At 62.9% G+C, this 26,538-nt stretch carries 28 protein-coding genes; 14 read left to right on the top strand and 14 right to left on the bottom strand.

All coding sequences use genetic code 11. The features are described 5' to 3' along the window. Positions 1-7: 7 nt before the first annotated feature. From rsfS to LG385_RS00330, 3 genes are read right to left on the bottom strand one after another with little or no spacing between them, the layout of a single operon-like run. Positions 8-397: a ribosome silencing factor gene (gene rsfS, locus LG385_RS00340; protein WP_181117431.1), complete on the bottom strand. Its 390-nt coding sequence runs from the start codon at positions 395-397 to the stop codon at positions 8-10. A 54-nt stretch (positions 398-451) separates the two neighbouring features. After that, positions 452-1,120: a nicotinate-nucleotide adenylyltransferase gene (gene nadD / locus LG385_RS00335; protein ID WP_225771554.1), complete on the bottom strand. Its 669-nt coding sequence runs from the start codon at positions 1,118-1,120 to the stop codon at positions 452-454. Further along, positions 1,117-2,391 (bottom strand): glutamate-5-semialdehyde dehydrogenase, encoded by a 1,275-nt coding sequence (locus LG385_RS00330; protein WP_225771552.1) that lies wholly within the window; start codon positions 2,389-2,391, stop codon positions 1,117-1,119. Before LG385_RS00330 ends, nadD begins: the two co-directional genes overlap by 4 nt. Positions 2,392-2,556: 165 nt before the next feature. Here LG385_RS00330 and LG385_RS00325 point away from each other — a divergent pair, with 165 nt between their 5' ends. After that, positions 2,557-3,234, top strand: a complete 678-nt coding sequence (locus LG385_RS00325; protein WP_225771550.1) for a DNA-3-methyladenine glycosylase — start codon at positions 2,557-2,559, stop codon at positions 3,232-3,234. 2 nt (positions 3,235-3,236) lie between these two features. After that, positions 3,237-4,553, top strand: coding sequence for a bifunctional DedA family/phosphatase PAP2 family protein (locus LG385_RS00320; RefSeq protein WP_225771548.1), 1,317 nt, complete (start codon positions 3,237-3,239; stop codon positions 4,551-4,553). 27 nt (positions 4,554-4,580) lie between these two features. Here LG385_RS00320 and LG385_RS00315 read toward each other — a convergent pair whose 3' ends face one another. The 3 genes from LG385_RS00315 to LG385_RS00305 are packed head-to-tail and all read right to left on the bottom strand — an operon-like array spanning position 4,581 to position 6,266. After that, entirely contained in the window at positions 4,581-5,171 is a 591-nt protein-coding gene (locus tag LG385_RS00315; protein ID WP_225771546.1) for an LON peptidase substrate-binding domain-containing protein, read from the bottom strand. A gap of 11 nt (positions 5,172-5,182) precedes the next feature. Continuing rightward, positions 5,183-5,899, bottom strand: a complete 717-nt coding sequence (locus tag LG385_RS00310; protein WP_225771544.1) for an LrgB family protein — start codon at positions 5,897-5,899, stop codon at positions 5,183-5,185. Continuing rightward, positions 5,889-6,266, bottom strand: a complete 378-nt coding sequence (locus LG385_RS00305; protein WP_181122496.1) for a CidA/LrgA family protein — start codon at positions 6,264-6,266, stop codon at positions 5,889-5,891. The genes LG385_RS00310 and LG385_RS00305 overlap by 11 nt, the downstream gene beginning before the upstream one ends. A 160-nt stretch (positions 6,267-6,426) precedes the next feature. On the opposite strand from LG385_RS00305, the gene LG385_RS00300 reads away from it, so the two are divergent. The 3 genes from LG385_RS00300 (at position 6,427) to LG385_RS00290 (ending at position 9,352) form a co-directional block, all read left to right on the top strand. Then, a complete protein-coding gene (locus tag LG385_RS00300) occupies positions 6,427-6,882 on the top strand; it encodes a MaoC family dehydratase (RefSeq protein WP_181117439.1) in 456 nt (151 codons plus the stop codon). Between the two features lie 84 nt (positions 6,883-6,966). Then, positions 6,967-8,694 (top strand): C13 family peptidase, encoded by a 1,728-nt coding sequence (locus tag LG385_RS00295; protein WP_225771542.1) that lies wholly within the window; start codon positions 6,967-6,969, stop codon positions 8,692-8,694. Between the two features lie 16 nt (positions 8,695-8,710). Further along, on the top strand, positions 8,711-9,352 hold the full coding sequence (locus LG385_RS00290; RefSeq protein WP_225771540.1) for an oxidoreductase: 642 nt from the start codon (positions 8,711-8,713) through the stop codon (positions 9,350-9,352). A 12-nt stretch (positions 9,353-9,364) separates the two neighbouring features. On the opposite strand, the gene LG385_RS00285 is transcribed toward LG385_RS00290, so the two are convergent. The 4 genes from LG385_RS00285 to LG385_RS00270 all read right to left on the bottom strand — a co-directional run bounded on the left by LG385_RS00285 (position 9,365) and on the right by LG385_RS00270 (position 13,584). Then, the gene (locus tag LG385_RS00285; protein ID WP_225771538.1) at positions 9,365-9,649 is read right to left on the bottom strand and encodes a YceK/YidQ family lipoprotein; all 285 of its coding nucleotides are present in this window, start codon (positions 9,647-9,649) and stop codon (positions 9,365-9,367) included. After that, the gene (gene ubiX, locus LG385_RS00280) at positions 9,642-10,271 is read right to left on the bottom strand and encodes a flavin prenyltransferase UbiX (RefSeq protein WP_181117443.1); all 630 of its coding nucleotides are present in this window, start codon (positions 10,269-10,271) and stop codon (positions 9,642-9,644) included. Before ubiX ends, LG385_RS00285 begins: the two co-directional genes overlap by 8 nt. After that, positions 10,268-11,617 (bottom strand): UDP-N-acetylmuramate:L-alanyl-gamma-D-glutamyl-meso-diaminopimelate ligase, encoded by a 1,350-nt coding sequence (mpl, locus tag LG385_RS00275; RefSeq protein ID WP_225771536.1) that lies wholly within the window; start codon positions 11,615-11,617, stop codon positions 10,268-10,270. The genes ubiX and mpl overlap by 4 nt, the downstream gene beginning before the upstream one ends. 71 nt (positions 11,618-11,688) lie before the next feature. Beyond that, entirely contained in the window at positions 11,689-13,584 is a 1,896-nt protein-coding gene (locus tag LG385_RS00270) for a sigma-54-dependent Fis family transcriptional regulator (RefSeq protein WP_225771533.1), read from the bottom strand. 264 nt (positions 13,585-13,848) lie between these two features. On the opposite strand from LG385_RS00270, the gene LG385_RS00265 reads away from it, so the two are divergent. From LG385_RS00265 to LG385_RS00240, 6 genes are all read left to right on the top strand, one after another. Beyond that, positions 13,849-15,369 carry an aldehyde dehydrogenase family protein gene (locus tag LG385_RS00265; RefSeq protein ID WP_181122490.1) on the top strand — a complete coding sequence of 507 codons (1,521 nt, stop codon included), beginning with the start codon at positions 13,849-13,851 and terminating at the stop codon, positions 15,367-15,369. Positions 15,370-15,537: 168 nt separating this feature from the next. Beyond that, complete coding sequence (locus LG385_RS00260) at positions 15,538-15,993, top strand: GNAT family N-acetyltransferase (protein WP_181117447.1); 456 nt, start codon at positions 15,538-15,540, stop codon at positions 15,991-15,993. A 66-nt stretch (positions 15,994-16,059) separates the two neighbouring features. Beyond that, positions 16,060-16,713 (top strand): DedA family protein, encoded by a 654-nt coding sequence (locus LG385_RS00255; protein ID WP_225771530.1) that lies wholly within the window; start codon positions 16,060-16,062, stop codon positions 16,711-16,713. Next, the gene (locus tag LG385_RS00250; RefSeq protein ID WP_225771528.1) at positions 16,713-17,525 is read left to right on the top strand and encodes a zinc-dependent peptidase; all 813 of its coding nucleotides are present in this window, start codon (positions 16,713-16,715) and stop codon (positions 17,523-17,525) included. Before LG385_RS00255 ends, LG385_RS00250 begins: the two co-directional genes overlap by 1 nt. Before the next feature lie 126 nt (positions 17,526-17,651). Continuing rightward, positions 17,652-18,179, top strand: coding sequence for an inorganic diphosphatase (gene ppa / locus LG385_RS00245; RefSeq protein ID WP_181117450.1), 528 nt, complete (start codon positions 17,652-17,654; stop codon positions 18,177-18,179). A 542-nt stretch (positions 18,180-18,721) separates the two neighbouring features. Continuing rightward, positions 18,722-21,115, top strand: a complete 2,394-nt coding sequence (locus tag LG385_RS00240) for a membrane-bound PQQ-dependent dehydrogenase, glucose/quinate/shikimate family (protein WP_225771526.1) — start codon at positions 18,722-18,724, stop codon at positions 21,113-21,115. 16 nt (positions 21,116-21,131) lie between these two features. Here LG385_RS00240 and LG385_RS00235 read toward each other — a convergent pair whose 3' ends face one another. The 4 genes from LG385_RS00235 to LG385_RS00220 form a co-directional block, all read right to left on the bottom strand. Then, the gene (locus LG385_RS00235) at positions 21,132-22,181 is read right to left on the bottom strand and encodes a PDDEXK nuclease domain-containing protein (protein WP_225771525.1); all 1,050 of its coding nucleotides are present in this window, start codon (positions 22,179-22,181) and stop codon (positions 21,132-21,134) included. Between the two features lie 168 nt (positions 22,182-22,349). Then, a complete protein-coding gene (locus LG385_RS00230) occupies positions 22,350-22,562 on the bottom strand; it encodes a hypothetical protein (RefSeq protein WP_181117453.1) in 213 nt (70 codons plus the stop codon). Between the two features lie 260 nt (positions 22,563-22,822). Beyond that, positions 22,823-23,641, bottom strand: coding sequence for an alpha/beta fold hydrolase (locus LG385_RS00225; RefSeq protein ID WP_225771523.1), 819 nt, complete (start codon positions 23,639-23,641; stop codon positions 22,823-22,825). 30 nt (positions 23,642-23,671) lie between these two features. Beyond that, positions 23,672-24,073 (bottom strand): OsmC family protein, encoded by a 402-nt coding sequence (locus tag LG385_RS00220; RefSeq protein ID WP_225771521.1) that lies wholly within the window; start codon positions 24,071-24,073, stop codon positions 23,672-23,674. 202 nt (positions 24,074-24,275) lie between these two features. Between LG385_RS00220 and LG385_RS00215 the strand changes: the two genes are divergently transcribed. From LG385_RS00215 to LG385_RS00205, 3 genes are all read left to right on the top strand, one after another. After that, positions 24,276-25,265 (top strand): response regulator, encoded by a 990-nt coding sequence (locus tag LG385_RS00215; protein ID WP_225771519.1) that lies wholly within the window; start codon positions 24,276-24,278, stop codon positions 25,263-25,265. 67 nt (positions 25,266-25,332) lie between these two features. Further along, the gene (locus tag LG385_RS00210; protein WP_225771517.1) at positions 25,333-25,695 is read left to right on the top strand and encodes a response regulator transcription factor; all 363 of its coding nucleotides are present in this window, start codon (positions 25,333-25,335) and stop codon (positions 25,693-25,695) included. 154 nt (positions 25,696-25,849) lie between these two features. Then, a complete protein-coding gene (locus tag LG385_RS00205; protein WP_225771515.1) occupies positions 25,850-26,491 on the top strand; it encodes an AraC family transcriptional regulator in 642 nt (213 codons plus the stop codon). Positions 26,492-26,538 lie beyond the last annotated feature (47 nt).

Here is a 26,538-nt window from a genome sequence, read left to right as displayed (position 1 = left end):
GCGGTACTTATTCCTGGTCGGCAGCGTGCGGGTCGGGCGCGTGCTGGGCGCGGCTTTGCTCGGCACCTTGCCACAGGCGCTCCAGGTCATAGAACTGGCGGGCTGCCGAAGTCATGACATGCACTACCACATCGCCGAGGTCCAGCAGCACCCAGTCGCTGTCGCCCTTGCCTTCTTCGCTCAACGGCTGAACACCTTGCGCCTTCACCTTTTCCCGGACGTGCTCGACCATGGAATTGACGTGGCGGTTGGAGGTACCGGTCGCGATCAGCATGTAATCGGTAATGCTGGTCTTGTCCTTCACATCGATGCTGAGGATGTCCTGGGCCTTGATGTCTTCCAGCGCGGCGGTCGCCAACTGGACCAGGTCTTCGCTCTTCATTGTGTGCTTCTTCATATAAAACTCATCAACTCGTGTGGTCGGGGCGCGGAGTATTCCGTCGCTGCCCGGTCAATTGGGCGCACGGTACAGCCCGTGCGCCTCGATGTAGGCCAATACCGCGTCTGGCACCAGATAACGAACCGACTTGCCGCTGGCCAGCAGCTGACGGATCTGGGTAGCGGACACCGCCAGGGGTGTCTGCCAGACGAAAGCAATGCTTCCCGCCGGGCCCTCGAGGCCGGATGGGGCGCTGACCGCGCGGGCGGCCAGCAGGTTACGCAAGGCGTCGGGCGGTTCGCTGTCGGCGTCCGGGCGCTGCAACACAATAATGTGGCAGTGCCAGAGCAGCTCCTCCCAACGGTGCCAGCCCGGTAGCCCGCAAAAGGCATCCCAGCCCACCAGCAGAAACAGCTGATCACCGGTGGCAAGCTCGGCGCGCACGGCTTCCAGGGTTTCGATGGTATAGGACGGCCGCTCACGCAGCAGCTCTCGACCATCCACCTGTAGCGTAGCGACACCCTGCACCGCCTGTTGCACCATGGCCAGCCGTTGCTCGGGGCTGACCTGAGGCCGATCGCGGTGCGGTGGGCGGGCATTGGGCACCAGCCTCAACTCGCTCAGCGCCAGCATGTCGGCCACCTCGAGCGCACTGCGCAGATGGCCGATATGTACAGGATCGAACGTGCCTCCCAGCAACCCGATCCGGCGGGGGCTTGCGCCCTGTGCCTTGTCACTCAATGGGCGTTCGACTCGCCACGCAACTGGCCATCGCCAATCACTACGTATTTTTCGCAGGTGAGCCCTTCGAGGCCCACCGGGCCACGGGCATGCAGCTTATCGGTGGAAATGCCGATTTCCGCGCCAAGGCCATATTCGAAGCCGTCGGCAAAGCAGGTTGGCGCGTTGAGCATGACCGACGCCGAATCCACCTCGGCCATGAACCGGCGGGATTCGCCCTGGTGCTCGGTGACAATGGCATCGGTGTGGTGCGAACCGTAGTGGTTGATATGCTCGATGGCCTGATCCAGCCCGTTGACGACCCGAATCGAAAGAATGGGCGCCAGGTATTCGGTTTGCCAGTCCTGCTCGGTGGCAGGCAGTGCGTCGATCAGGGCGCGGGTACGCTCGCAGCCACGCAACTCCACGCCCTTTTCGCGCAATTGCGCGCCCATGGCCGGGAGAAACGCGCCGGCAACGGTGGCATCCACCAGCAACGTTTCCATCGCGCCACAGATGCCATAACGATACGTCTTGGCATTGAAGGCGATGCGCTGCGCCTTGGCCAGGTCGGCGTGGGCGGCGACATACACATGGCAGATGCCGTCCAGGTGCTTGATGACCGGCACGCGGGCGTCGCGGCTGATGCGCTCGATCAGGCCGCGGCCGCCACGGGGGACGATGATGTCCACGTACTCGGGCATGGTGATGAGCGCGCCGACGGCGGCGCGGTCGGTGGTCTCCACTACCTGCACCACTGCCGCGGGAAGGTCGGCAGCTTCCAGCCCCTGGCTGACGCAGGCGGCGATGGCCCGGTTGGAATGGATGGCTTCGGAGCCGCCGCGCAGAATGGTCGCGTTGCCCGACTTCAGGCACAGGCTGGCGGCATCGATGGTCACGTTGGGGCGGGATTCATAGATGATCCCTACCACACCCAGCGGCACACGCATCTTGCCGACCTGAATACCCGATGGCCGATAGCTCATGTCACGAATGGCGCCGACCGGGTCGGGCAGTGCCGCGACCTGGCGCAACCCGGCGATCATGCCGTCGATGCGGGCCGGCGTGAGCGCGAGACGGTCGACCAGCGCGGGTTCCAGCCCACTGGCACGGGCGGCGTCCAGATCCAGCTGATTGGCCGTGGCCAGCGACTCGCGGGCGGCGTGCAGCGCGTCGGCGGTAGCGAGCAGTGCCTGGTTTTTCTGGCGAGTGCTCGCGCGCGCGATGACCCGCGCAGCGTCGCGCGCGGCGTGCCCGAGGCGTTGCATGTAGTCGAGGACGGGCTCAGTCATGATTCCACGGCTTGGAAAAGAGGAAAGCCGCTGATTATAGCTGCGACGGATAGCGACTAACAGCGGCGCCGGGCAGATGGTTACAAACAACCGTCCTCGGGGCGCTGAAACCTTTCCCACGGGCTTGCTATCATCTGGGTTCATTCCATCGGCCGTACTGGTGATATGCCCTCTCACGCTCCTTTGCCCGACTCGTTCTTCGACCGCGATGCACAGCTTGTAGCCCGCGAGCTGCTGGGCAAGGTCATCCGTCATCGCCAGGGCGATCACTGGCTGGCCGCACGCATCATCGAGACCGAGGCTTACTATCAGGCCGAAAAAGGCAGCCATTCCTCCCTGGGCTACACCGAAAGCCGCAGGGCCATGTTTCTCGACGGCGGTCACATTTACATGTACTACGCCCGGGGCGGTGACTCGCTGAACCTCAGTGCCCATGGCCCCGGCAACGCCGTACTGATCAAATCGGGTTTTCCCTGGGTGGATGACATCAGCGATGAAAACGCGCTTGCACGCATGACCCTCAACAATCCCGATGCCAGCGGCCAGCCTCGGCCACCCGAACGGTTATGCGCGGGGCAAACCTTGCTATGCCGGGCCTTGGGGCTGAAGGTTCCCATGTGGAACGCTCGACGGTTCGATCCTCAGGGCCTTTACGTGGAACACGTCGGCAACCAGGTACCGGTGGTGGTCCAGACCACGCGCCTGGGAATCCCCCTTGGCCGGGACGAGCATTTGCCCTACCGCTTCGTGGACGCCCAATACGCTCGCTTCTGTACCCGGAACCCGCTGCGACGGGGGCAAGTCGAAGGTCGCGACTATCAGCTGATTACTCAAGGACACTGACCATGCACGCCTGGCTGGCCGAACTGAACCAATGGCTGGGCGCCAACCCCCAGTGGCTGGGCGCGACGATTTTTATCGTGGCTTGTATCGAATGCCTGGCCGTGGCCGGGCTTATAGTGCCGGGCACTGTCGCGCTGTTCGCAGTCTCGGCGCTGGCCGGGGGTGGCGCGCTCGGCCTGGGTGACACCTTGCTGCTCGGCTACGCCGGTGGGCTGTTGGGGGACGGGTTGTCCTATGCCATCGGCCGAGGCATGCACGAGAACATCCGGCGCTTGCCTGGCCTGCGCAGCCACCCTCAGTGGCTGGGCGGTGCCGAGACCTTCATTCAGCGGTACGGCGTGGCGAGCTTGCTGGTAGGCCGCTTCATCGGCCCGTTGCGCCCCATGCTGCCGATGGTCGCGGGCATGCTCGAAATGCCACTGCCGCGGTTCATTCTGGTAAGCCTGGTGGCGGCCGCGGGGTGGTCCGTGGCATATCTGCTGCCCGGCTGGATGACTGGCGCCGCCGTACGCTTGCCGCTGCCGCCGGGCTTCTGGCCGCAGGCGGCGGTGGTAGTGATCGGCCTGGTGGTGCTTATCGGCCTGGCGGTGAACAGCAGCCTGCGGCGCCAGCCCGGCGCCACGGTCGTCACCAGCGCGGCAAGCTTCGTACTCATGCTTTCGGTGTTTTTGGGCTGGCCTTACCTGACTCATTTCGATGAGGGCCTGGTCACGCTGGTGCAGGAGCACCGCAGCGAACTGCTCGACCGCATCGTGGTGGCGGTCACTCGCCTAGGGGATTTCCGCACCCAGCTCTGCGTAGGCGTGCTGCTCACCAGCCTGCTGCTGGTGGCCCGGCACTGGCGGCATGCACTCTTTGCCGGCGGCGTGCTGCTGTGCACGGCGCTGGGCAATGGCACGCTGAAGTGGCTGTTTGCACGCACGCGGCCAGAGGTGCTCAGCACACCCCTGAGTACCTACAGCATGCCCAGTGGGCACAGCTCCGCGTCGTTTGCTTTCTTCCTGGTACTGGCGGTACTGGCCAGCCGTGGGCAACCGCCACGCATGCGCCTCACCTGGGTATTGATGGCGTGCATTCCCGCTTTGTCGATCGCATTGTCGCGGGTGTACCTGGGTGCCCACTGGCCGACCGACGTGCTGGCGGGCGCCCTGCTGGCGGTGTTCGTGTGCGCTGCAGGGCTGGCCATCACACTACGGGTGCACCGCCTCGAGCCTTTGGGCTGGCGCACCTGGGTGCTGCTGCTGGTTCCATGCCTGCTGCTGTTTGCCTGGTTTACCTGGCATGACCTGGCCGATGCCCTGGCACGCTATGCGTACTGAGCCATTGGCTCGCAAGCGCAGCGCCGGTCACGCCTGAAGGTCACCCTGCATGCGCTCGAGCAGCTCCTGGACCATCGCCAGGCGAATGGTAGGGTCGGTCATCTCAAGCAGGTCGAGCTTGTCCCGTTCGTCGAACGGAAGCAGGTACGCCAGGCGGTTGGCCAGGCCCTGCCGCCCGGTAGGCGTGCCACCGAGGTCCAGCGCAGCCACGAGTGGGTGGTCGGCCAGCGCAGCCAATAGCGCGAGCAGGTCCTGGTCTTCTTCCTGCAGCGGCACATCGGGGTGCTCCTGCAGCCAACTCACCTGCGCCAGGATCAACTGATCCCGCTGCACCTCAACGCTTTCTACCTGAAAGCGGCGCCCGCCCTCGATACGGATGCCGAGCAGGCCGTTGTCCTGGCGCTGGAAGTCCAGCACCCGGGCCTCACAGCCGATTTCAGCATAGGCGCTGGCCGCTTCGCCGACCTCCCTGCCCTCCAGGATGCACACGATGCCAAAGCCTTCGCCTTGCTTCATGCATCGGCCGATCATGTCCAGGTAACGCGCTTCAAAAATCTGCAGGTCGAGCGTACACCCCGGAAACAATACGGTGTTGAGCGGAAATAACGGCAGCGTCATCAGGCTTTCCTCTATACGAACAGGCTAACGGCCAGGGGCAGGAATACCGCCGTGGCCAAACCCATCAAGCTCATGCCCAGCGCGGCGAACCCGCCACAGGTTTCGCCTTCCTGCAGGGCCACCGACGTGCCGACCGCATGGGATGTAAGCCCCAGCGCCATGCCGCGGGCTTCGGGTGCTTCGACCTTCAATAGCCGAAGAATTCCCGGCCCGAAGATCCCGCCGATCACCCCGGTGGCCAGAACGAACACCGCCGCAAGGGCAGGTACCCCGCCAATCTGGTCGGCTACCAGCATTGCGATGGGGGATGTAGCGGACTTCGGCGCCATGGTCATGAGGGTTTCGTGATCCGCTCCGAAGCACCACCCCAGCCATACGCCGGAAGCCGTTGCCACCACGCCGCCCACCACAAGCGTGACAAGCGTGGGCCAGAGCAATTGTCGAATGCGCCGCAAATTGAGGAAAAGCGGCACCGCCAGGGCCACAGTGGCCGGGCCCAGCAGGGTGGCGAAGATCTCAGTACCTTCCCGGTACTGGGCATAACTCAAGCCACAGAGCAGCAGCACCGCCACCACCATCACCATGGACAGCAGCACCGGTTGCAGAAACACCAGCCGCGTCCGCTCGTAGAGCGCCATGGCCAGTTGGTAAGCCGCAAGGGTAACGCCCATCCCGAACAAGGGATGGTGGGTAACGGCCGTGGCCGCGCCCTGCCAATCAAGCATCATGGCCAAGGCCTCGCTCAGCGCGACGCGCCTTGGCGGCGATCAGCCGGTTCATCAGCCAGCCTGTAAGCCCCAGCGAGGCGACGACGGAAATACCAAGCGCGCCGATAATGGCCCAGAAGTGTTGAGCGATCAGCGACGCGTAGACCATTACACCAACCGCCGGCGGCACCAGCAGCAATGGCAGGTAGCGCAGCAGGCTGGAGGCCGCCAGCTCGACCGGCTCCGGTACTTCGCCCTGGTAGATCAGCCACCCCAGCAGGCACAGCAAGCCAATGATTGGCCCGGGCAGCAGGGGCAGGAACAATTCGTGGATGGCCGTGCCAAACAACTGGAATACGATCAGCCAGGTCAGCCCTCTCAACAACATCGCTCTCTCCGTTATGCGGCAGCCCGTGATTCGGCGGGCATTATAGCCACGGCATCGGGTATTCATGGAGTGGATTGGGCCAGCCTTCGCTTGACCGTGCCAACGACCGCATGATGAGCTGCGGTGGTTGCCAACCCTGTCTTGCCTTCGGGATTCAACCATGCGCTACGTACCCGCCGACCGTCTGGCGGACCATATTGGCCAGGAGCTAGGCTGCTCCGACTGGCTGACTATCGACCAGGCCCGGATCGATCTGTTCGCCGAGGCGACAGGCGACCACCAGTTCATCCACACCGACCCCGTGCGCGCCGCCGCCACACCCTTCGGCACTACGATCGCCCACGGCTTTCTCACCCTGTCGCTGATCCCGCATCTGCTAGAGGGCATCATGGTGCTACCGGAAGGCCTGAAGATGGTCGTCAACTATGGGCTTGAAGCGGTGCGCTTCATGCAGCCGGTGCCGGTGAATTCCCGTGTGCGCTTGCGCCTTGCGCTGGTAGAGGCCAGCGAGAAGCGACCAGGCCAATGGTTGCTGCGCGCCCGGGCCACGCTGGAGATTGAAGGCCAGGAGAAGCCTGCGTATGTAGCCGAGCCGCTTTCACTGTGTTTCGTCTGAGCAGGCGCGTGTAAGGGCGGCAAAGGCTATATGCGACAATGGCTTGTGCGGCATACTCGGCGCTTCGATTGCCCGGACCCTGTCATGCGCTCACTCGTTCCACTTGCCCTGTGCCTGTTCCTTGCCGCTTGCGGCGAAGGTAAACCGCTGCTGCCTGCCGACGCCCGCCTGCCCGACGGCGGGCAATACCGGGGGGATGTAGTCGATGGTGTGCTTCAGGGCCAGGGCCGGGTGGATTACCCCAACGGCAGCTGGTACGCCGGCACCTTCAAGGATGGCCAGTGGAACGGCACCGGGGAATGGCATGGGCCGAACGGTGAAATCTATCGCGGCGAGTTCAGCCAAGGGTTGTTCGATGGCCAAGGCACACTGACCACGGGCGCAACCACCTATACAGGCGCCTTCAAGCGGGGCAAGCGCGAAGGTGAAGGTTTTTTGAAAGAGCCGGGGCGTAGCTACCGCGGCGGCTTCCTGAATGACCAGTATGCCGGCGCGGGCCATCTCGACCTGGATGATGGCAGCACCTATCAGGGCGATTTCGAACGTGGCCAGCCCAATGGTGAAGGTGTGCGTACCGACGCCGACGGTAACCAGTTCAGCGGGCACTTCGTGGGCGGCCAACTGGAAGGGCACGGCACCTTCAGCAACGGCGACGGGGACCAGTACATCGGCGACTTTCACCATGGGCGCCTGGAGGGGCGTGGCCGTTACGAAACCCAGGCGGGGGATGTGTGGATCGGCCAGTTCAAGGAGGGTGCACCCAACGGGGCGGGTGATCTCTTCGCCAACGACGGTAGCCATTACCAGGGTGAATTTGCCGACTGGCATTTCCATGGCGAGGGCCAGTTGGCTTCCGCGGACGGCAGCCTCTACACCGGGGGCTTCATCAATGACGCCTATCAAGGCAAGGGCATTTTGGTGCTCGCGAACGGCAACCGCCAGGAAGGCTACTGGCTGGAAGGCCGGCGGGTACGTGATGAGCATGACCGTGCCCTGCCCGACCCGCTGGAACAAGGAATGCTCGCCCAGGGCGGCCTGCTGGAACGTGCCCTGGCGCGGGTGCCGAACTCCAGCCCCACCGTTGAGCTCTATAGTTTGACGGTGGGCGGCGATGGGGAACAAAGCGTGTTCATGCGAGAAGCGGATTATGTGCATGACCTGCTGGCCAGCCGCTTTGGCGCGGTAGGTGGATTAACACTTGTGAACCACCGGGACCATATGGTGGACCGGGTGATGGCCACCCGGGAAACCCTGGCCCGCGCAGTGCAAACCATAGCCCAACGCAGCGGCCCGGAAGACCTGGTGTTCATCTACCTCACCAGCCACGGCACGCCGGAGCATGAGTTGGTGCTGGAGCAACCCCGGCTGCAACTGGGTGACCTTTCTGCCCAGGACCTCGCCGTGTTGATGGCCCCTTTGAAAGACAGGGACAAGATCGTCGTGGTGTCTGCCTGTTATTCCGGGGGGTTCATTGAACCGCTCAAAAACGACCGCACTCTGGTGATCACCGCCTCCCGGCCAGACCGAGTGTCCTTCGGCTGTTCCGAAGAGGCCGATTTCACCTACTTCGGCGATGCGTTGTTCGCTCAGGCCTTGACCGAAACCGATGACCTGCAAGCGGCTTTCGATCAGGCCAGCGCCATCGTGGCGCAACGCGAGCAGGCCGAGAATTTCGAGCCCTCGGAGCCCCAGATGTGGGCGCCCAAGGGCGTTCTGACCCACTGGCACCGGTTACGCCAGCAACAGGCCAGCGCCGCGCTTCATAGCGGCGCCGACCATGGCACGCAATCACAACCGGCGGCCAGCCACTGATAGCGCAGGAGGCACCATGTACCTCACACCGCAAAATATCCTTATGGCGGGGGCCACCGGCCTTACGGGTGAGCATTTGCTGGATCGGCTACTGAACGAGCCAACGGTGAGCCGGGTACTGGCGCCAACCCGTCGCCCTCTGGCGGAACATGCCCGGCTGGAGAACCCGGTGGGTGAGTTGGGGGCTCTCTTGCCCCGCCTTGAAGGCCCTGTGGATATCGCATTTTCGTGCCTGGGCACGACTATCAAGCAAGCCGGCTCACAGGAAGCGTTCCGCGCGATCGACCACGACCTGGTGATCGCATTCGCCCAGCGGGCCCGTGAGCTCGGCGCCCGGCACCTGCTGGTGGTTAGCGCCATCGATGCGGACCCAACGTCGTCCGTGTTCTACAGCCGGGTGAAGGGTGAGCTGGAGCTGGCGCTCAGAGAGCAGGACTGGCCACAACTGACCTTGGCACGCCCTTCGATCCTGATCGGCAACCGTAGCGAACCCCGCCTGGCGGAACAGATCGCCGCCCCGCTCTCCAGGCTGATTCCGGGTAAATACCATGGGATCGAAGCCTGCCACCTGGCCCGCGCCCTGTGGCGGCTGGCGCTGGAGGAAGACAACGGCGTGCGGGTGGTGGAATCGGACGAGCTGCGCAAGCTGGGCCGATAGACGGGGGCGAGGTTACAGCCCGCCCTGAGCCTGGTAGCCGATACCGAGCGTTGCCAGCAGAGAAAACGGCAACAGCACCGTATCCAGCAGGGCGCTGGCCGGCAAATCAGCGGCAGGCCAAGCCGGCGGCTCCGTGCCAAAGCGGTCCATTGCGCAGCAGCCGCCGTTCAGTGCATACAGGTCCAGCCGCGTACCGGCATACACCAGCGGCGCGCCCGGCTTGGCGGCGTCCAGGGTCTTGACGCTGGCGCAACCGGTGGCCAGCGCCAGCATCAATAACAGCGAGGTCTTATTCATCATTGCCCACGTGGTACTCACCCCACCGTGGGAGCATGTCCTGGGGGATGTCCAGCAGGTTGAGAATGCGCGCCACCACGAAGTCCACCAGGTCGTCGATGGTCTGTGGCTGATGATAAAAGCCTGGAGAAGCCGGCACGATGATCGCGCCGATCCGGGACAGTTTGAGCATGTTTTCCAGGTGCAGGGTGGAATACGGTGCTTCGCGAGGCACCAGGATCAACGGGCGGCGTTCCTTCAGGGTAACGTCTGCGGCGCGTTCGATCAGGTTGTTGCAGGCGCCGGTGGCAATGGCCGACAGCGTGCCGGTAGAGCATGGCACCACCACCATGGCGCCGGGCGCTCCGGAGCCAGACGCTACCGGGGCCATCCAGTCTTCCTTGCCGTAAACCTTCACCTGGCCAGCACTGGCACCGGTATATTCGGTAAGGAATGCCTGCATCGCCTGGGGCTTGGCCGGCAGGGTAACGTCGGTTTCCGTGGCGAGTACCAACTGCGCCGCTTTGGAAATCAGGAAATGCACCTCGCGATCTTCGCGCACCAGGCAATCCAGCAGCCGCAGGCCGTATTGGGCGCCCGACGCGCCGGTCATTGCCAGGGTAATACGTTCCGGGCCACTCATTTCAACGCCTCAGCCAGTTTGCCATGAAGGCCGCCGAAACCGCCGTTGCTCATGATCACCACATGGGTGCCAAGCGTGGCCTGGGCCTTTACCTGAGCGATGATCGCGTCGAGGTTATCGGCTACGGTGCTCGATACCGTGCACTGGGCCGCGGTAGCCGCCAGGTCCCAACCCAGGTTTGGCGGCGCATACCAGATCACCTGGTCCGCCTGAGCGACACTGGCTGGCAGCCCGTCGCGGTGAGCGCCCAGCTTCATGGAATTGGAGCGCGGCTCGACGATGGCAATGATGGGTGCGGACCCTACGCGCTTGCGCAAACCGTCAAGGGTGGTAGCAATGGCGGTGGGATGGTGGGCGAAGTCGTCATACACCGTAATACCCTTTACTTGGGCTACAACTTCCATGCGCCGCTTCACGTTGCGGAAACGGGACAGCGCTTCAATTCCCAGCGCCGGTACCACGCCTACGTGCCGCGCTGCCGCCAGGCATGCCAGAGCGTTGGCCACATTATGCTGCCCGGTAAGCGGCCACTCCACCACGCCTTCGGCGTTTCCAGCGAACATCACTTCAAACCGGGAGCCGTCCTCGGCCAATAGCCGCGCCTGCCATTGCCCGCCTTCGCCGGTGGTTTGCACTGGCGTCCAGCAGCCCATGTCCACCACGCGAGCCAAAGCCTTTTCGCTCTGTGGATGGATGATCAGCCCCTCGCCCGGAATAGTCCGTACCAGGTGATGGAACTGCCGCTCGATCGCTGCCAGGTCAGGGAAGATGTCTGCATGATCGAATTCAAGGTTATTCAGAATGGCGGTACGAGGGCGGTAGTGGACGAACTTGGAGCGCTTGTCGAAGAACGCACTGTCGTATTCGTCCGCCTCCACAACAAAAAAGGGCGTGTCACCCAGCCGCGCGGAAACCTCGAAATTCTGCGGAATGCCGCCGATCAGGAACCCTGGCGCCATGCCTGCATGCTCCAGCACCCACGCCAGCATGCTGCTTGTGGTGGTTTTGCCGTGAGTGCCCGCGACCGCGAGCACCCAGCGCCCTTGCAGCACGTGATCGGCCAGCCATTGCGGGCCGGAGACGTACGGCAAACCTTTGTTCAGCACATATTCCACGGCAGGGTTGCCGCGCGACAACGCGTTGCCGATCACCACCAGGTCCGGGGCCGGGTCCAACTGAGCGGGGTCATACCCTTGGGTTAGCTCGATGCCCTGGGCTTGAAGCTGCGTGCTCATGGGTGGGTACACATTGGCGTCGGAGCCGGTTACCCGGTGCCCCGATTCCTTGGCGAGAACCGCCAGCGAGCCCATGAAAGTACCGCAGATGCCAAGAATGTGGATATGCATGATCGACCTCGAAAAACGTCGAGGCAGGGTAGCCCAGGCCAAGAAGAATTTCACCCGCGGCGAAGCGGGTATCAGTGATCCCGGGCCAGGCCGTGACGGCGCATCTTGCGATACAGCGTGTTGCGGCTGAGGCCAAGCGCCTCGGCGGTACGGGTCACATGCCATTGTTGCGCCTTGAGCGCTGTCAGCAGGGCCTCCCGCTCGGCGTCGGCCAATGGCGCCGCCACGCTCGGTTCACGCCTGAACTCTACAGGCAGTGCTTCGAGGTCGATCACCCCGCCGTCCGCCAAGGCAGCCAGCGTTCGCAACACTGTTCGCAATTGCCGTACGTTGCCCGGCCAGGAATGGGCGAGCAGGCATGCGCGGGCCTCGGCGCTCAGCCAGATATCGCCATCCGGCGCTTCCACCGCGAGCAAGTGATCGAGCAGTTGCGATTTGTCGGTACGGTCGCGCAGGGGCGGCAAATCAATGGTCAGGCCGGCCAACCGGTAATAGAGGTCTTCACGGAAGGTACCTTCCCTTACACGCTCCAGCAGGTTCCGATGGCTTGCGCTGATGATGCACACATCCAGTGCCTCCGGCTCACCGCCGATGGGCTCCACTTCTCTGGCTTCCAGCACCCGCAACAAGCGGGTCTGCAGGCCAAGCGGCATGTCGCCGATTTCGTCCAGCAACAGGGTGCCACCGTGTGCCTGCCGTAACTTGCCCCGCTGCCCATCCTTGCTCGCGCCGGTGAAACTGCCGGGGCGATAGCCGAACAGCTCGCTCTCGATCAAACCTTCGGGAATGGATGCACAATTGAGCGCCACGAACGGCTGGCTGGCGCGGCTGCTCGCCGAGTGTACAGCCCTTGCGAAGGCCTCCTTGCCTGAGCCGGTTTCGCCGCTGAGCAGCAGCGGCACGTCGCGCTCCACAACCCGGCAGGCCCGGCGAAACGCCTCGGCAAGGGCAGGGTCTTCGAGGCAAGGGCCAGCCTGGGCAGGCATGCCGGCTTTGGCGTTCGCCGCCGGCACGCGCGCCGATGTCACCCTTGATAGCGGGGCGGGCGCGCCGGAGACAGACGCGAACAACGCCCTGCCGTCGCGGCAGCGTAATGGCCAGGTTGCCGAAGTGACGTGTCGGGAGCGGTCGAAGAAAGCCGCCTCTGTGCAGTCGAACAATTCGTGCAGCGTTCGCCCTTTTAGCCCAGCCTGCCCAAGCAGCTTTATCGCGCTCTGGTTCGCCGCCCTTATCCGGCCGTCTTCGCCAAACGCTAGTAGTCCATCCGAAAATGCACCGGCCGGCCCGGGTCGCACCTGCAAGCGCAGCAGCCACTGGTTTTGGTATTGGCGCAGGAAGTAGGCGTTTTCGATGCTCCTCGCCGTCAGGTTTACCAAGGCTACGGTATGAAACTGGCTCTGCCGGCTGCCATCGGCCACGGCAGAAACGTCCAGCACCGCGAGTAACTCGCCACTGGGATCGAACACCGGGCTGGCAGAGCAGGTAAGCCCGGTGTGGCGGCTGCGGAAGTGTTCGTTACCGTGGATGGTCAAGGGCTGGCGTTCCACCAGGCAGGTACCGATGCCATTGGTGCCTTCGCAGCCCTCACTCCAATCCGCACCCAGCCACAAACCAGCCTGCTCGAATACCCGGCGCTCCGGGCTAGCTGTCACACAGCTGAGGATCACACCACTGGCATCGGTAAGTAACACCGCGTGCCCGGCGCCCCCTAGCTGCCGGTGCAGGTCATTCATCTCACCATCTGCCACGCCAAGCACCTGCCTGAGGCGCTCGCGACCGTCGAGCACACGGCTGTGCTCTACCACGCAAGGCGCGGCCAGGGTGGCAGGGTCCAGCTTGTAGTCATCCAGGCAGCGCAACCACGAACGGGTGACCGCCAACTCGGCGGCCGGCCCCGGTGACTGGGCCAGGCTTCGGGCAGCGCTGATGACGTGCCGCACATGGCGGTTGGATGGATCGCTGTGCATTGTTGTTGTACTCCCTTGCCGGGGGAGCATCAGCATCCTCCAGCCCTGCCGGCAATGCAACGCCGCAGCTAATGCGCGCCTCGGGTGTATCGAATATGGCACAACGTTGTCACCTGGCCGTGTAAAAACCGGTACAACCGCTGCGCTGCGAAGGCTGGAAACCCCTGAAACAGGCGGCCACAGCGCAGTGGCGCGGGCTTTGCTCTACGCTCTACAGACGCTAACGCGCGTGTTCCGCCAACAATAAAAGCCCAGGAGACACCCATGCGATACGCACACCCCGGCACCGAAGGCGCCACCGTTTCCTACAAGGAACGCTATGGCAACTACATTGGTGGCCGTTTCGTAGAACCGGTGAAAGGGCAGTACTTCACCAATACCTCCCCGATCAATGGCCAGCCCATTGCCGAGTTCCCTCGCTCAACCGCCGAAGACATCGACAAGGCATTGGACGCTGCACATGCGGCAGCTGACGATTGGGGCCGCACCTCGGCACAGGCGCGCTCACTGGTGCTGCTGAAGATTGCCGATCGCATCGAGCAGAATCTCGAACTGCTGGCCATTACCGAAACCTGGGACAACGGCAAGGCCATTCGCGAAACGCTGAATGCTGATATCCCGCTGGCGGCGGACCACTTCCGCTACTTCGCCGGGGCCTTGCGCGCCCAGGAAGGCAGCGCGGCCGAGATCGACGGCAATACCGTGGCTTATCACATCCATGAGCCCCTGGGCGTGGTTGGCCAGATCATCCCTTGGAACTTCCCGATCCTGATGGCTGCGTGGAAGCTGGCCCCAGCGCTGGCGGCAGGCAACTGCGTGGTGCTCAAGCCCGCCGAGCAGACCCCGCTGGGCATCTCGGTGCTGCTGGAAGTGATCGGCGACCTGCTGCCACCGGGCGTGCTCAACGTTGTGCAAGGCTATGGCAAGGAAGCGGGTGAGGCCCTGGCCACCAGCAAGCGTATCGCCAAGATTGCGTTCACCGGGTCTACACCGGTGGGTTCGCACATCATGAAGTGTGCGGCGGAGAACATCATCCCCAGCACCGTAGAGCTGGGCGGCAAGTCGCCGAACATTTTCTTCGAAGACATCATGCAGGCCGAGCCTTCGTTCATCGAAAAAGCAGCCGAAGGTGTGGTACTGGCGTTCTTCAACCAAGGTGAGGTGTGCACCTGCCCGTCCCGCGTGCTGGTTCAGGAGTCGATCTATGGCGCGTTCATGCAAGAGGTGATGAAGAAGGTCGAGCAGATCAAGCGTGGCGACCCACTGGACACCGACACCATGATCGGCGCCCAGGCTTCGCAACAGCAGTTCGACAAAATCCTTTCCTATCTGCAGATCGCCAAGGATGAAGGCGCCGAGCTGCTGGCCGGTGGCCAAGTGGAAAAGCTAGAGGGCGACCTGTCCACGGGCTATTACATCCAGCCTACCCTGCTCAAAGGCAACAACCGCATGCGGGTGTTCCAGGAGGAAATCTTCGGGCCGGTGGTCAGCGTGACCACCTTCAAGGATGAGGCCGAAGCGCTGGCGATCGCCAACGATACCGAGTTCGGCCTGGGCGCCGGGGTGTGGACCCGCGATATCAACCGCGCCTATCGCATGGGCCGGGGCATCAAGGCCGGCCGCGTGTGGACCAACTGCTACCACCTCTATCCCGCGCATGCGGCCTTCGGTGGCTACAAGAAGTCCGGCGTAGGCCGTGAAACCCACAAGATGATGCTCGACCACTACCAGCAAACCAAGAACCTGTTGGTGAGCTACGACATCAACCCGCTCGGCTTCTTCTGACCACCCTCTGGCGGGCGCCTTCCCGGGCGCCTGCCGTCTGTTTCCAGCCGGGTGGGCTTGCCCTTCGCCCACGGTGCGCTATCTATTGCTCATTGCCCGATTGCCACGGTGCTTCGCCGTACCTGCCATTGCCCTGCGTTTCTGCGCAACCTGACCGACGAGGCACTGATGCATATCATCCAAGCCACACTGGACCACCTGGACCTGATTGCCCCACTGTTCGTTAAATATCGGGAGTTTTACGGGGAGCTGTCGTTCCCAGAGGCTTCCCGAACGTTTCTGGAGAAGCGATTGCGGCGCAAGGAGTCTGTGATTTTCCTCGCATTCCCAGACGCTGACAGTCAACGCTTGCTGGGCTTCTGCCAGCTGTATCCCAGCTTTTCCTCGCTCGCCTTGAAGCGCGTGTGGATACTCAACGATATCTATGTGGCCGAAGATGCACGACGTATGTTGGTGGCGGACAACCTCATGCGCACGGCCAGGAAGCTGGCCCGTGACAGCAATTCGGTCCGTATGCGCGTGTCCAGCAGTGTGAACAATGAAGTGGCGCACCGTGTGTACGAATCCATCGGGTTTGTCGAAGACCACGAGTTCAAGAACTATGTGTTGCCGATCACCGACTGAACATCGGTGGTAATCGCCCGTATAATGGCCGCTTTTGCCCTGCCGGGCCGCACACAGGTGGCGTATATGGACTTCAACCCGCTGGACCTCATTCTTCACCTGGACGTGTACCTGAACCAGCTGGTGACCCAGTACGGAAGCTGGATTTACCTTATTTTGTTCGCCGTGATCTTCTGCGAAACCGGGCTGGTAGTGCTGCCGTTTTTGCCGGGCGACTCGTTGCTGTTCATTGCGGGTGCCGTAGCGGCCGGCGGCGGCATGGACCCTGTAATGCTCGCCGGGCTATTGATGGCGGCGGCGATCCTGGGTGACAGCACCAACTATGTGGTAGGCCGTACGATTGGCGAAAGGCTGTTCGCCAATCCGCATTCTCGTGTATTCCGCCGGGATTACCTGCAGCGCACTCAAGCGTTCTACGACCGCCACGGCGGCAAAACCGTCACCCTGGCGCGCTGCCTGCCCATCATCCGCACCTTCGCCCCCTTCGTGGCAGGTGTGGCTCACATGCCCTACCTGCGCTTCGTGGCCTTCAGCGTGGCCGGTACCGTGGCCTGGGTGGGCGGGCTGATCACCTTGGGTTATTTCTTCGGCAACGTTCCGTTCATCAAACAGAACCTCACCGTGATGGTGCTGTTCATTGTGGGGCTGTCGTTGCTGCCGATGATCATCGGTCTGGTCCGCGCCCGCACAGGCAGCGCGGCGAAGGCTGCCAGCCGCTGATGTGGAGCTGGCAGGCCTGGAAACGCCAGCGCACCTTGCGTCGGCATGCGATCAGCGAGGCTCAGTGGGCCGCTGTACGCCAGGCCCTGCCAATACTCGATGGCATCAGCCCGGAAGACGACCACACGCTGCGCGAGCGTAGCCTGCTGTTTCTCGCTGACAAAACCCTGACCACCCTCCCCGGCCTCGAGCTGACCGACCACGGCTGCCTGCTGCTTGCCGCCCAGGCGCAGCTGCCGCTGCTGGGGCTGGACGAGCTGGGCTGGTACAACGGCTTTCACGAAATCGTGCTGTACCCGGACGACTTTCGCAGCCCGCAGCGCCATCGCGACGCCAGCGGGATCGAACATGAATGGGACGCCGAGCACAGTGGCGAGGCGTGGCAGCAAGGCCCGGTCATTCTTGCCTGGCCCGGCGTGAGCTCCAGCGGTGGGTGGGATGGCTACAACCTGGTGATTCACGAGCTGGCACACAAGCTGGACATGCTCAACGGCGACGCCAACGGTCTGCCTCCACTGCACCGGGGCATGCAGGTGAAGGATTGGGCCGAGGCCATGCAGCTCGCTTTCGATGACCTTAATGCCCAGCTGGATGCGGACGAAAACGCCGAAACCGCCATTGACCCGTACGCAGCGGAAAACCCGGCGGAATTCTTTGCCGTTGCCAGCGAATATTTCTTCAGCGCGCCCGACCTGCTGGTAGCCGCTTACCCTCAGGTTTACCAGCAACTTCAGGCGTTCTACCGGCAAGATCCCCTGGATCGCCTGCACGCGTCGCAAGCAGTGCCCACTGCCGCCGAACCGCTTGCCTGAGGGCCGTGCAACCGACCGCTCGCATGGCGGTCCTACCGTGGCGCCGTATTCGCGATATGCCTATAATCCCGCCACTTTTGCCAAAAACTGGCCTCAACGATCCGACTGTTAACGGGAGCACTATTGATGAGCTACAGCAAGATCCCAGCCGGCAAGGACCTGCCGAACGACATCCATGTCGTTATCGAGATCCCGGCCAACCACGCGCCGATCAAGTACGAAGTGGACAAGGACAGCGACGCGCTCTTCGTTGACCGCTTTGTCGCTACCCCAATGTTCTACCCGGCCAACTATGGCTACATCCCCAACACCCTGGCCGATGATGGCGACCCGCTGGACGTGCTGGTAGTGACCCCATACCCGGTTGTGCCTGGCTCGGTCATTCGTGCCCGCCCGGTTGGCGTGCTGATGATGGACGACGAAGGTGGCGGCGACGCCAAGGTCCTGGCCGTGCCTCATGACAAGCTGAGCGCGCTGTACAAGGACGTGAAGGAATACACCGATCTGCCGCCGCTGCTGCTGCAACAGATCCAGCACTTCTTCGAGAACTACAAGGCCCTGGAGCCTGGCAAGTGGGTAAAACTCAAGGAGTGGGGCAACGCTGACGCTGCCCGCGCCGAAATCACCAAATCCGTAGCGGCTTACAAAGAGTAAGTACGTGGTTGAGTGAAAAGAAGCCCTGGCCTTGTGCCGGGGCTTTCTCATTCGGGGTGTCCGAATCCGCCGCCCTGCTGGGCGGGTCGCCGCCAAGGCGTGCTGCTACAGTGTTCGACGTGTTCTTGTGGCAGGCCGTGGCCGTGGCCGCAGCAGCTTTTTTGCGACCGCTGGCCCGATTACCCCTACCCAACCCCTGCCTGCGCCGCTACCATGGCGCCACTTCGGTACCGGCCTTCGGGCCAGTACCCGGCGAGCCAGCTACCCGCCAGCCCGCCTGCTATTGCTTGATGCAACAGCACCCTACCTTTTGCAGATAGGTACGGCCTACCAAAAATAGGCCAGACTTATCGACGAGAAGCCGGCCACAAGCCGGCTTTTTAATGTCCGCAATTTGGCCTCTGGAACGCTTCCTACCGAATTGGCGTTGCCCAGCCACGGGGATTCACTTCACTAGCTTCAGCTCACATTAAGCAACCCCTCAGAACCTTCCCGCTCGCAGGCGCCTCCAACCCTCACGCCTTTGACCGGAGCCGTCTGCCATGCGCATCCAGGCCGCCTCTCCTCCGCGCATTACTGCCGCGCTGTTTATCCTGTTTGGTTTGTTGATGCTCGGGGCGGGGGGCTGGTTGGCGGCGCTGGGGGGCTCCTGGTATTACGTGCTTGCCGGTATCGGCCTGGCGGCCAGTGGCGCGCTGCTGTGGTGTGGCCGGCGGCTGGGTGTGCGGTTGTATGGCACGCTGTGGCTGCTTACGGTTATCTGGGCCTTCTGGGAGGTAGGGCTGGATGTCTGGGGGTTGCTCCCGCGGGTACTGGTACCGACCTTGTTGGGGTTATACCTGCTGCTGCCTTTCGTTCAGCGCGGGCTCGACCGCAGCGGGCCGGTGAGCAACCGGCGTTACGTCTGGGTACCACTATGTGGCGTGGCGCTGGTGGCGGCGCTTGTGGCCTACAAACCTTCAGAACCGGCCGCCAGAGGCTTGCCTGAGGTAATGGCGGGCTTCACCGGCGCGAACCAGGACGGCCAGGACTGGCGCTATTACGGCGGCACGCCGGCGGGTGATCGCTGGTCACCGCTGGGGCAGATCACCCCGGCCAATGTGGATAACCTGCAGCTGGCCTGGAGCTTCCGAACAGGCGACCTGCCCAGGCAAGGCGAGAACAGCCACGGGTATGAATTCAATTTCGAGGTCACCCCGCTCAAGGTGGGCGATAGCCTCTACCTCTGCACGCCGCATCGGAAAGTCATCGCGCTCGATGCCGTGACAGGGGCGCAGCGGTGGCGCTTCACGCCGCAGAACGACACCTCCAACAATGCCTACCTGGCCTGCCGCGGCGTTGCCTATTACCAGGCGCCGACCGGCACTCCTTGCCCGCAACGGATCATTTCTACGACCGCGGATGCCCGCCTGTTCGCGCTGGATGCCACCACTGGTGCGCTGTGCGAAGGCTTTGGCGATCACGGCTTCGTGAACCTTCGAGCGCATCTCGGGGACGTCCCCAAGGGCTTCCACTTCATCACCTCGCCGCCGCTGGTGGCGAAGGGCAAATTGCTACTTGGCGGCTGGATCTACGACGGCCAGAAAACCAACGAACCGTCTGGCGCGGTGAGAGCGTTCGACCCTGTCACGGGCGAGCTGCTTTGGGCCTGGGATGTAGGCCGGCCGGAGGAAGCGGTCCAGCACCCGTCGGCGGACGAACAGTTCACGCCCGGCACGCCCAACGCCTGGGGCGTATATACCGCAGACGTGGAACATGGGCTGGTGTACTTGCCCACGGGCAACGCCGTGCCGGATTACTATGGGGCCAAGCGGCGGCCTTTCGATGAGCGCTACTCCAGTTCCGTAGTGGCTGTGGACATCGATACCGGCGCACCGCGCTGGCACTTCCAGACGCTGCACCATGATTTGTGGGATATGGACGTGCCTATCGGCCCTTCCCTGCTGGACATTCCCGGTGCTGGAGGTGAACCCATTCCCGCGTTGGTGCAAACCACGAAACGTGGCGAGCTGTTTGTGCTCAACCGCCTCACTGGCGAGCCGATCGTTCCGGTTGAGGAGCGCCCAGCGCCTCAGGGTGGACTGCCGGATGATCCAACCGCACCCACACAACCCTACTCGGCAGGCCTGCCCAGCTTCGCGCCGCCGCCGGTACAGGAGAAGGATGCGTGGGGCATCACCCCGGTGGACCAATTGCTGTGCCGGCTGGACTTCAAGCGGCTGAACTACCAGGGCGCGTTCACGCCCTTCTCCCTAGAGCGTAAAACCCTGGTGTATCCGGCGTTCGACGGCGTGATCGACTGGCACGGCGCGAGTGTGGACCCGCAGCGGCAGCGCCTGTACGCGAACCTGAGCTACATCCCGTTCACGGCCAAGGTAGTACCCCGCGAACAGGCGGAAGCCGATGGCAGCGTTGAACCGTGGAACGGCGTAGGCCAACCGCCTCGCCCCAAAGAGTTCGCGGTGAACCCGCAATACGGCACACCTTATGTAGTCACCGTGGAACCCTGGCTGGGCGTATTGGGCGCGCCCTGCAAGGCACCGCCATGGGGGCAACTGGCTTCGATCGACCTGAAAACCCGCCAGCTGTTGTGGCGGCGCGACGTGGGCACCACCCGGGACATGGGCCTGTTCAAGACCCATTTCAACCTGCCGCTGTCCACGGGCATCTTCAATATCGGCGGCAACCTGAACACCGCCAGCGGCCTGGTGTTCATGGGTGCCACCGCCGATGACTACCTGCGGGCGTTCGAAGCCGGCAGCGGCCGTGAGCTGTGGCTCCAGCGCCTGCCTGCGGGTGGCCAGGCCACGCCCATGACCTATCAGGGCGCCGATGGCCGGCAATACGTGGTGATCGCGGCCGGTGGGCACGGTGGGCTGGGTACGCGGGCGGGGGACTACATCATGGCCTACGCGCTGCCGAAGGCATCGCAATGATGCCTTCGGCGGATGCTTAAGCCGCAGGGTTGCTCTCACCGGCCAGCTCCCGCTCGATCTGCTCGATGCTGGGCAGGCTGGCCTGCAGCTCGGCAGGCAACGCCTCTACCGGTTGATATTCGGCAACCCCCATGGGGCGGGCGCTGTCTCGCAGGGCGTATTCCGCCACCACCTTGTTCTTGCTCTTGCACAACAGCAAGCCGATGGTGGGGCCGTCCTGGGGATGCTTGAGCTGGGCGTCCACTGCGGTGAGGTAGAAGCTCAACTGGCCAAGGTGCTCGGGCTTGAACTTACCAGCCTTGAGCTCGATCACCACATAGCAGCGCAGCTTGAGGTGGTAGAACAGCAGGTCGATGAAGAACTCGTCCCCGCCGACATCCAGCAGTACCTGCTTGCCAACGAAGGCGAAACCCGCGCCCAGCTCCAGCAGAAAGTCGGTGACATGCCGAACGAGCGCGCTTTCGATATCGCGCTCCTGGGCCTCGACCGTCAAGCCGAGGAAGTCGAAACGGTACGGATCTTTCAGAGACTCCCGGGCCAGGTCGGATTGCGCCCTGGGCAGGCGGCTGTCGAAGTTACTTACGGCCTGGCCCGTGCGCTCCAGAAGGCGGGCTTCGATCTGCATCACCAGTACGTTTCGCGACCAGTTGTGTTCGATAGCCTTGGCGGCATACCAGCGTCGCGTTTCAGGGCCAGGGAGTTTGCCCAGCAACACGAGGTTATGCCCCCAAGGCAATTGGGCAGCAGCTTGTTGCACAAACTCCGCGTCGGGCCAGGCCTCGGCAAACGCGCGCATATATTTGAGGTTGCGGGGCGAAAACCCTTTCATGTCCGGGAACGCCGCACGCAGGTCGCGTGCCAGCCGGTCGATTACCTTGGTACCCCAGCCCTGCTCGGCCTGACGGCCAAGGATATCGCGGCCGATGTGCCAATAAAGCAGTACCAGCTCGCGGTTTACCGCTAGGGTTGCCCGCTGCTGGGCGCCATGAATGCGGTTTTTGAGGTCGGCAAGCCAGGCGCTGTAGCCTTCAGGAGGCAGGCCGGGGCTAACAGAAGTGTCGCTCATGCCGTTGCTCGCGCAGGTAGAAGGTGCCTACCTTAAATCAACACCGAAGCGAGCCCAAGAACACGCGGGCTGACTATGTGAGCAGAGGTTACCAACAGAGGCTTTTCTACGAGAGAGGGGAGGAAAAGCAGCGATGGGCCGGCGTCCTGCCGGCCCGGGGGATTACCTTCAATGCCATAACCCTGCCAGGTACTCATGACCGGCAGCGGTTAACGTAAGCCTGAACACGATGGCCCGATCCGGGTTGTACACGCGTTCACTGCGAAGAAAGCCCGCAAGCACCAAGGCTTGCAAGGTCTGCGTCAACTGCCCGCGATGGGTAGATTGACCGGAGGCTACGTCAGCAAGAAGGCAGCGATGGGTTTTCTTATAGTCAAGCATGGCAAACTTCCTTCTACAGTTTTCTTATTGTTAAGGAGCACTGTAGCCCACCCTTGAGCGCTCTACCATGCGGGTCAGGCGAATAGTCCGGATCGGGCGGGACCGGCAAATCCGGAAACAGGAACCGAAGCCCCGGTTTCCGTGGCTTCGGGTAATTGTGACAGCCGTCACAGCGGGGGAAAAAATTTTTGCACTAGGGTTCAAAGCGCAATCGGCGCGCGAACAGACCGTTCGCGGGCCGTTTTGACCTGTAGCGGGGCTTACTTGTTCAGGAACGCTAACAGGTCTTCGTTCAGCTGTTCCTGATGGGTGACGGCGAAGCCATGGGGTGCGCCTTCGTACACTTTCAGTTCGGCGCCGGGCACCGCCTTGGCCGCCAGCTTGCCCGTAGTCTCGAAGGGCACGATCTGGTCCGCGTCGCCGTGGATCACCAGCGTGGGTACGTCGACCTTGGCCAGGTCCGCGCGGAAGTCAGTCCCGGAGAACGCGGTAACGCAATCCACGGTGCCTTTGAGCGAGGCCAGCAGCGCGATATTCAAGGTTTGCGTGAGCACGCCTTCGGAGACGGTCTGGTTTTTGTTGGTGCCATAGAACGGCGCGGCGAAGTCGCTGATGAACTGCGCGCGATCCTTCAGCAGGCCGGCCTTGATACCGTCGAACACGCCCTTGGGCACGCCCTCAGGGAAGCTTTCGGTTTTACCGAAGATGGGCGTTACCGCGCCAAGCAGCACCAGCCCAGCCACTTTGGCCGTGCCGTGGCGGCCGATGTATCGGCTGATGTCGCCGCCGCCCATGGAGAACCCGACCAGCGTTACGCTCTCTAGGCCCAGGTGCTCGATCAACTGGTGAATGTCTTCGGCGAAGGTGTCGTAGTCATAACCGGTCCACGGTTGACTGGAGCGGCCGAACCCACGGCGGTCGAAGGCGATGGTGCGGTAGCCCCGGGAGGCCAGGTAATGCATTTGCGAGTCCCACATGTCCGCGTCCAGCGGCCAACCGTGGCTGAACAGTACGGCCTTGCCCTGGCCCCAGTCCTTGAAGTAGATCTCGGTGCCATCAGCGGTGGTAAAGGTGCTCATACGTCTTGCCTCCAGTGCGTGGTTTACGGTTTAAACGGGAGCCAGCTCCGAATGTATGTCTACCGTGCCACTGAGCAGCCGGTGGATCGGGCAGGCATTGGCCACCTGCAGCAGGCGCTGGCGCTGAGTATCGTCGAGGTCACCCTGCAGCGAGATCTGGCGTTCGATCCGAGTAAGGCCGGCGGCGGGATCTTCGACTGTGATTTCCAGCGCAACGTGAATGCTTTCAAGTGGTAGCTGCTTTCGCCGGGCGTACAAGCCCAGCGTAATCGCCGTGCAGGCACCCAGAGAGGACAACAGCAATTCATGAGGCCCTGGGCCTGCGTCTTCAGTGCCTTCCTGTGCAATGTCGGCAAGCCATTGGTGGGCGCCGTCCGACAGGGTTACCTGATAAGGCACGGAGGCGGAAGTGGCGGTGACCTTGGAGGGCATGACGGGCTCCGGCAGAGGGAAAACTGCAATGGCGCTGACTATGGCCGACGCTGCCCTGAGACTTCTTGCACGGCTGTGCTCATTTGCCTGCTGATAAGCCTGCCGTCATCCCTGAGTATGATTGCCGCCGCGAAGTTCATGCACTACCGTTCACGGGATTGAACGAACTTCTCCCGAATGAATCGCATAACGCGGAAAACCCATGATCCAGCTCGGTAATGCGTCGATTTCGCTTGAGCGCCGCGAGGCTTTCCTCGATGGCCAGGCCCTGCGCCTGGGAGGCCGCGCCTTCGACATCCTTGCACTGCTGCTTCAGGCGCCTGGGCGGCTGGTGACCAAAGACGAACTGCTGGAGCAGGTGTGGCCCGGCATGGTGGTGGAAGAAAACAACGTTCAGGTGCACATCTGCACGCTGCGGAAGGTTCTGCAGGTAGGTACCCAGGTCATCGAAACGGTCCCTCGACGCGGTTATCGCTTGAACCTGTCGCAAGTACCGGTAACGACCTCGAGCCCTGCACAGGCCCTGCCCCTGCCGGCCACGACCGATGACGATCATGGCCTGATCCCATTGGTACATATCGTCGACGACGATCCTGCCGTGTGTGCTGCCATTACACGCTTGCTCCGGTCCGAAGGGCTTGAAGCGGCGAGCTATACCGATGCCGCCGCTTTTTTGCGGCAAGGGGCTGGCGAGCGCCCAGGTTGCGTGCTGCTGGACGTGAACCTCACCCAGGGCACGGGCTTTGACGTGCAGGATGCGCTGCTGAAGCGCGGCGCCTGCCTGCCGATCATTTTCATGACCGGCTACGGCACCATCGCGATGTCAGTAAAAGCCATGAAAGCGGGCGCCGAGGAGTTTCTGACCAAACCTTTCAATGATGACCGCCTGCTGGATGTGGTACGTAGCGCCATTGAACAGGCCCGACAGGCGTTGACGCGACGCCGCCGCCATTCCCAGGTCGCACAGAGGCTGACGTCGCTGACCTCACGCGAGCGGGAAGTGCTCGAATGGCTCATCAAGGGCCGGCAAAGCAAGCAGATCGCAGCGCTCCTCGGCACCCGGGAAGTGACGGTCAAGGTCCACAAAAAGCACGTAATGGCCAAAATGCGCGCTCGCACGTTGGTCGAGTTGGTGAACCTATGCACAATGCTCGGCATGGTGCCTGACGTCGCCGAGCTTGAGTTGATCTGAACGCTCGCGACGCACACACCGAGTGGCCCCCCGCCGCTGCCCCCTCTTGCCGCAAAGAGCCCTGCCCATGCATGTGGTGTGCGTCGTCGACGACGATTTTTCCGTGCGAAAAAGCCTCGCCAACCTGCTCAAGTCCGCAGGTTACCAAGCACTGTGTTACGACAGTGGCGAGGCTTTTCTCGCCTCGCCTTCCGTGGATACTGCAGCGTGCCTGGTACTTGACCTGTGCATGCCCGGGCTCTCCGGCCATCAGGTACAACAGGCGCTGCGCGCACGGGGCAACGCGCTGCCTGTAGTGTGCATCTCGGCCAATGGCAACGACGCCGATGCTCGCTCGCTCGCTGAAGGCGCGGTGTGCTTTCTCGCCAAGCCCTTCACCGGCGAGGCACTGTTGAACGCCATCGAAGCCGCCGTCCAGGGCCGGGCCTGAGCCGCAAGCTTCAAGCGGCAAGCGGCAAGCGTCAAGAAGACTGAGGCGGCCAGCCATGCGCGGCTTGTAGCTTGCCGCTCAATTAAGGTTCTCTAAAGTACTTCCTTCCCCTCCCGCCACACTGGCTTCGTACCCCTAGCCAGGAGCCCCGGGCATGAATGCATTTACGCAGCCGTCGACCCTCACCCTCGACGCGGTGTCCTACCGCCTCATCGAGTCTCTCCGCGAAGCCTTGTGCACACCGGACGACGGCGCGCCACAGGCCGTGTACCAGAAGGGTTTGAAGCTGTGCGCACACTTGCTCGCCCAATACGCGGCACCTGCCGTCGAGGCTCCGGCCAAGGTTGCCCTGGCTCCGTGGCAAGAGCGCAAGGCAAAGGAGCTGATGACCCAGGGTATGGCCACGCCACTGTCCATTGCCGAGGTAGCCCAGGCCTGTGCCCTCTCGCGCAGCCATTTTTCCCGGGCCTTCAAAAAGAATACCGGGGTGTCCCCGCGGGATTGGCTGTTAGGCGCCCGGGTAGACCGCGCCAAGCAACTACTGGCTAGCAGCCCCCTGCCGATTGCCCAGATCGGTGAAGAGTGTGGTTTCGCCGATCAATCCCACTTTACCCGTACGTTCAGCCGCCTGGCGGGCTGTACCCCGCTGAACTGGCGTCAGGCCCAGGCCGGCTCGATATCCGCGGCGCCGCGCCAGCGCACCGGGAGTGTTACCCCTGGGGATAATACCTTCAGGGATACGGTCGGCCCCTGGTCCCTGCCGAAACAAAGCACACCGATGCAAGCCACCCGCTGAAGGCTCACGGAACATGACCTTATCCTCCCCGGCGGCCTGCGCGTGCT

The organism is Pseudomonas sp. Marseille-Q5115, from assembly GCF_916618905.1.
Taxonomy (GTDB): Bacteria; Pseudomonadota; Gammaproteobacteria; order Pseudomonadales; family Pseudomonadaceae; genus Aquipseudomonas; species Aquipseudomonas japonica_A.
The sequence above is the reverse complement of the archived record's forward strand: the minus strand, read 5'-3'. Positions and strand labels throughout refer to the sequence as shown.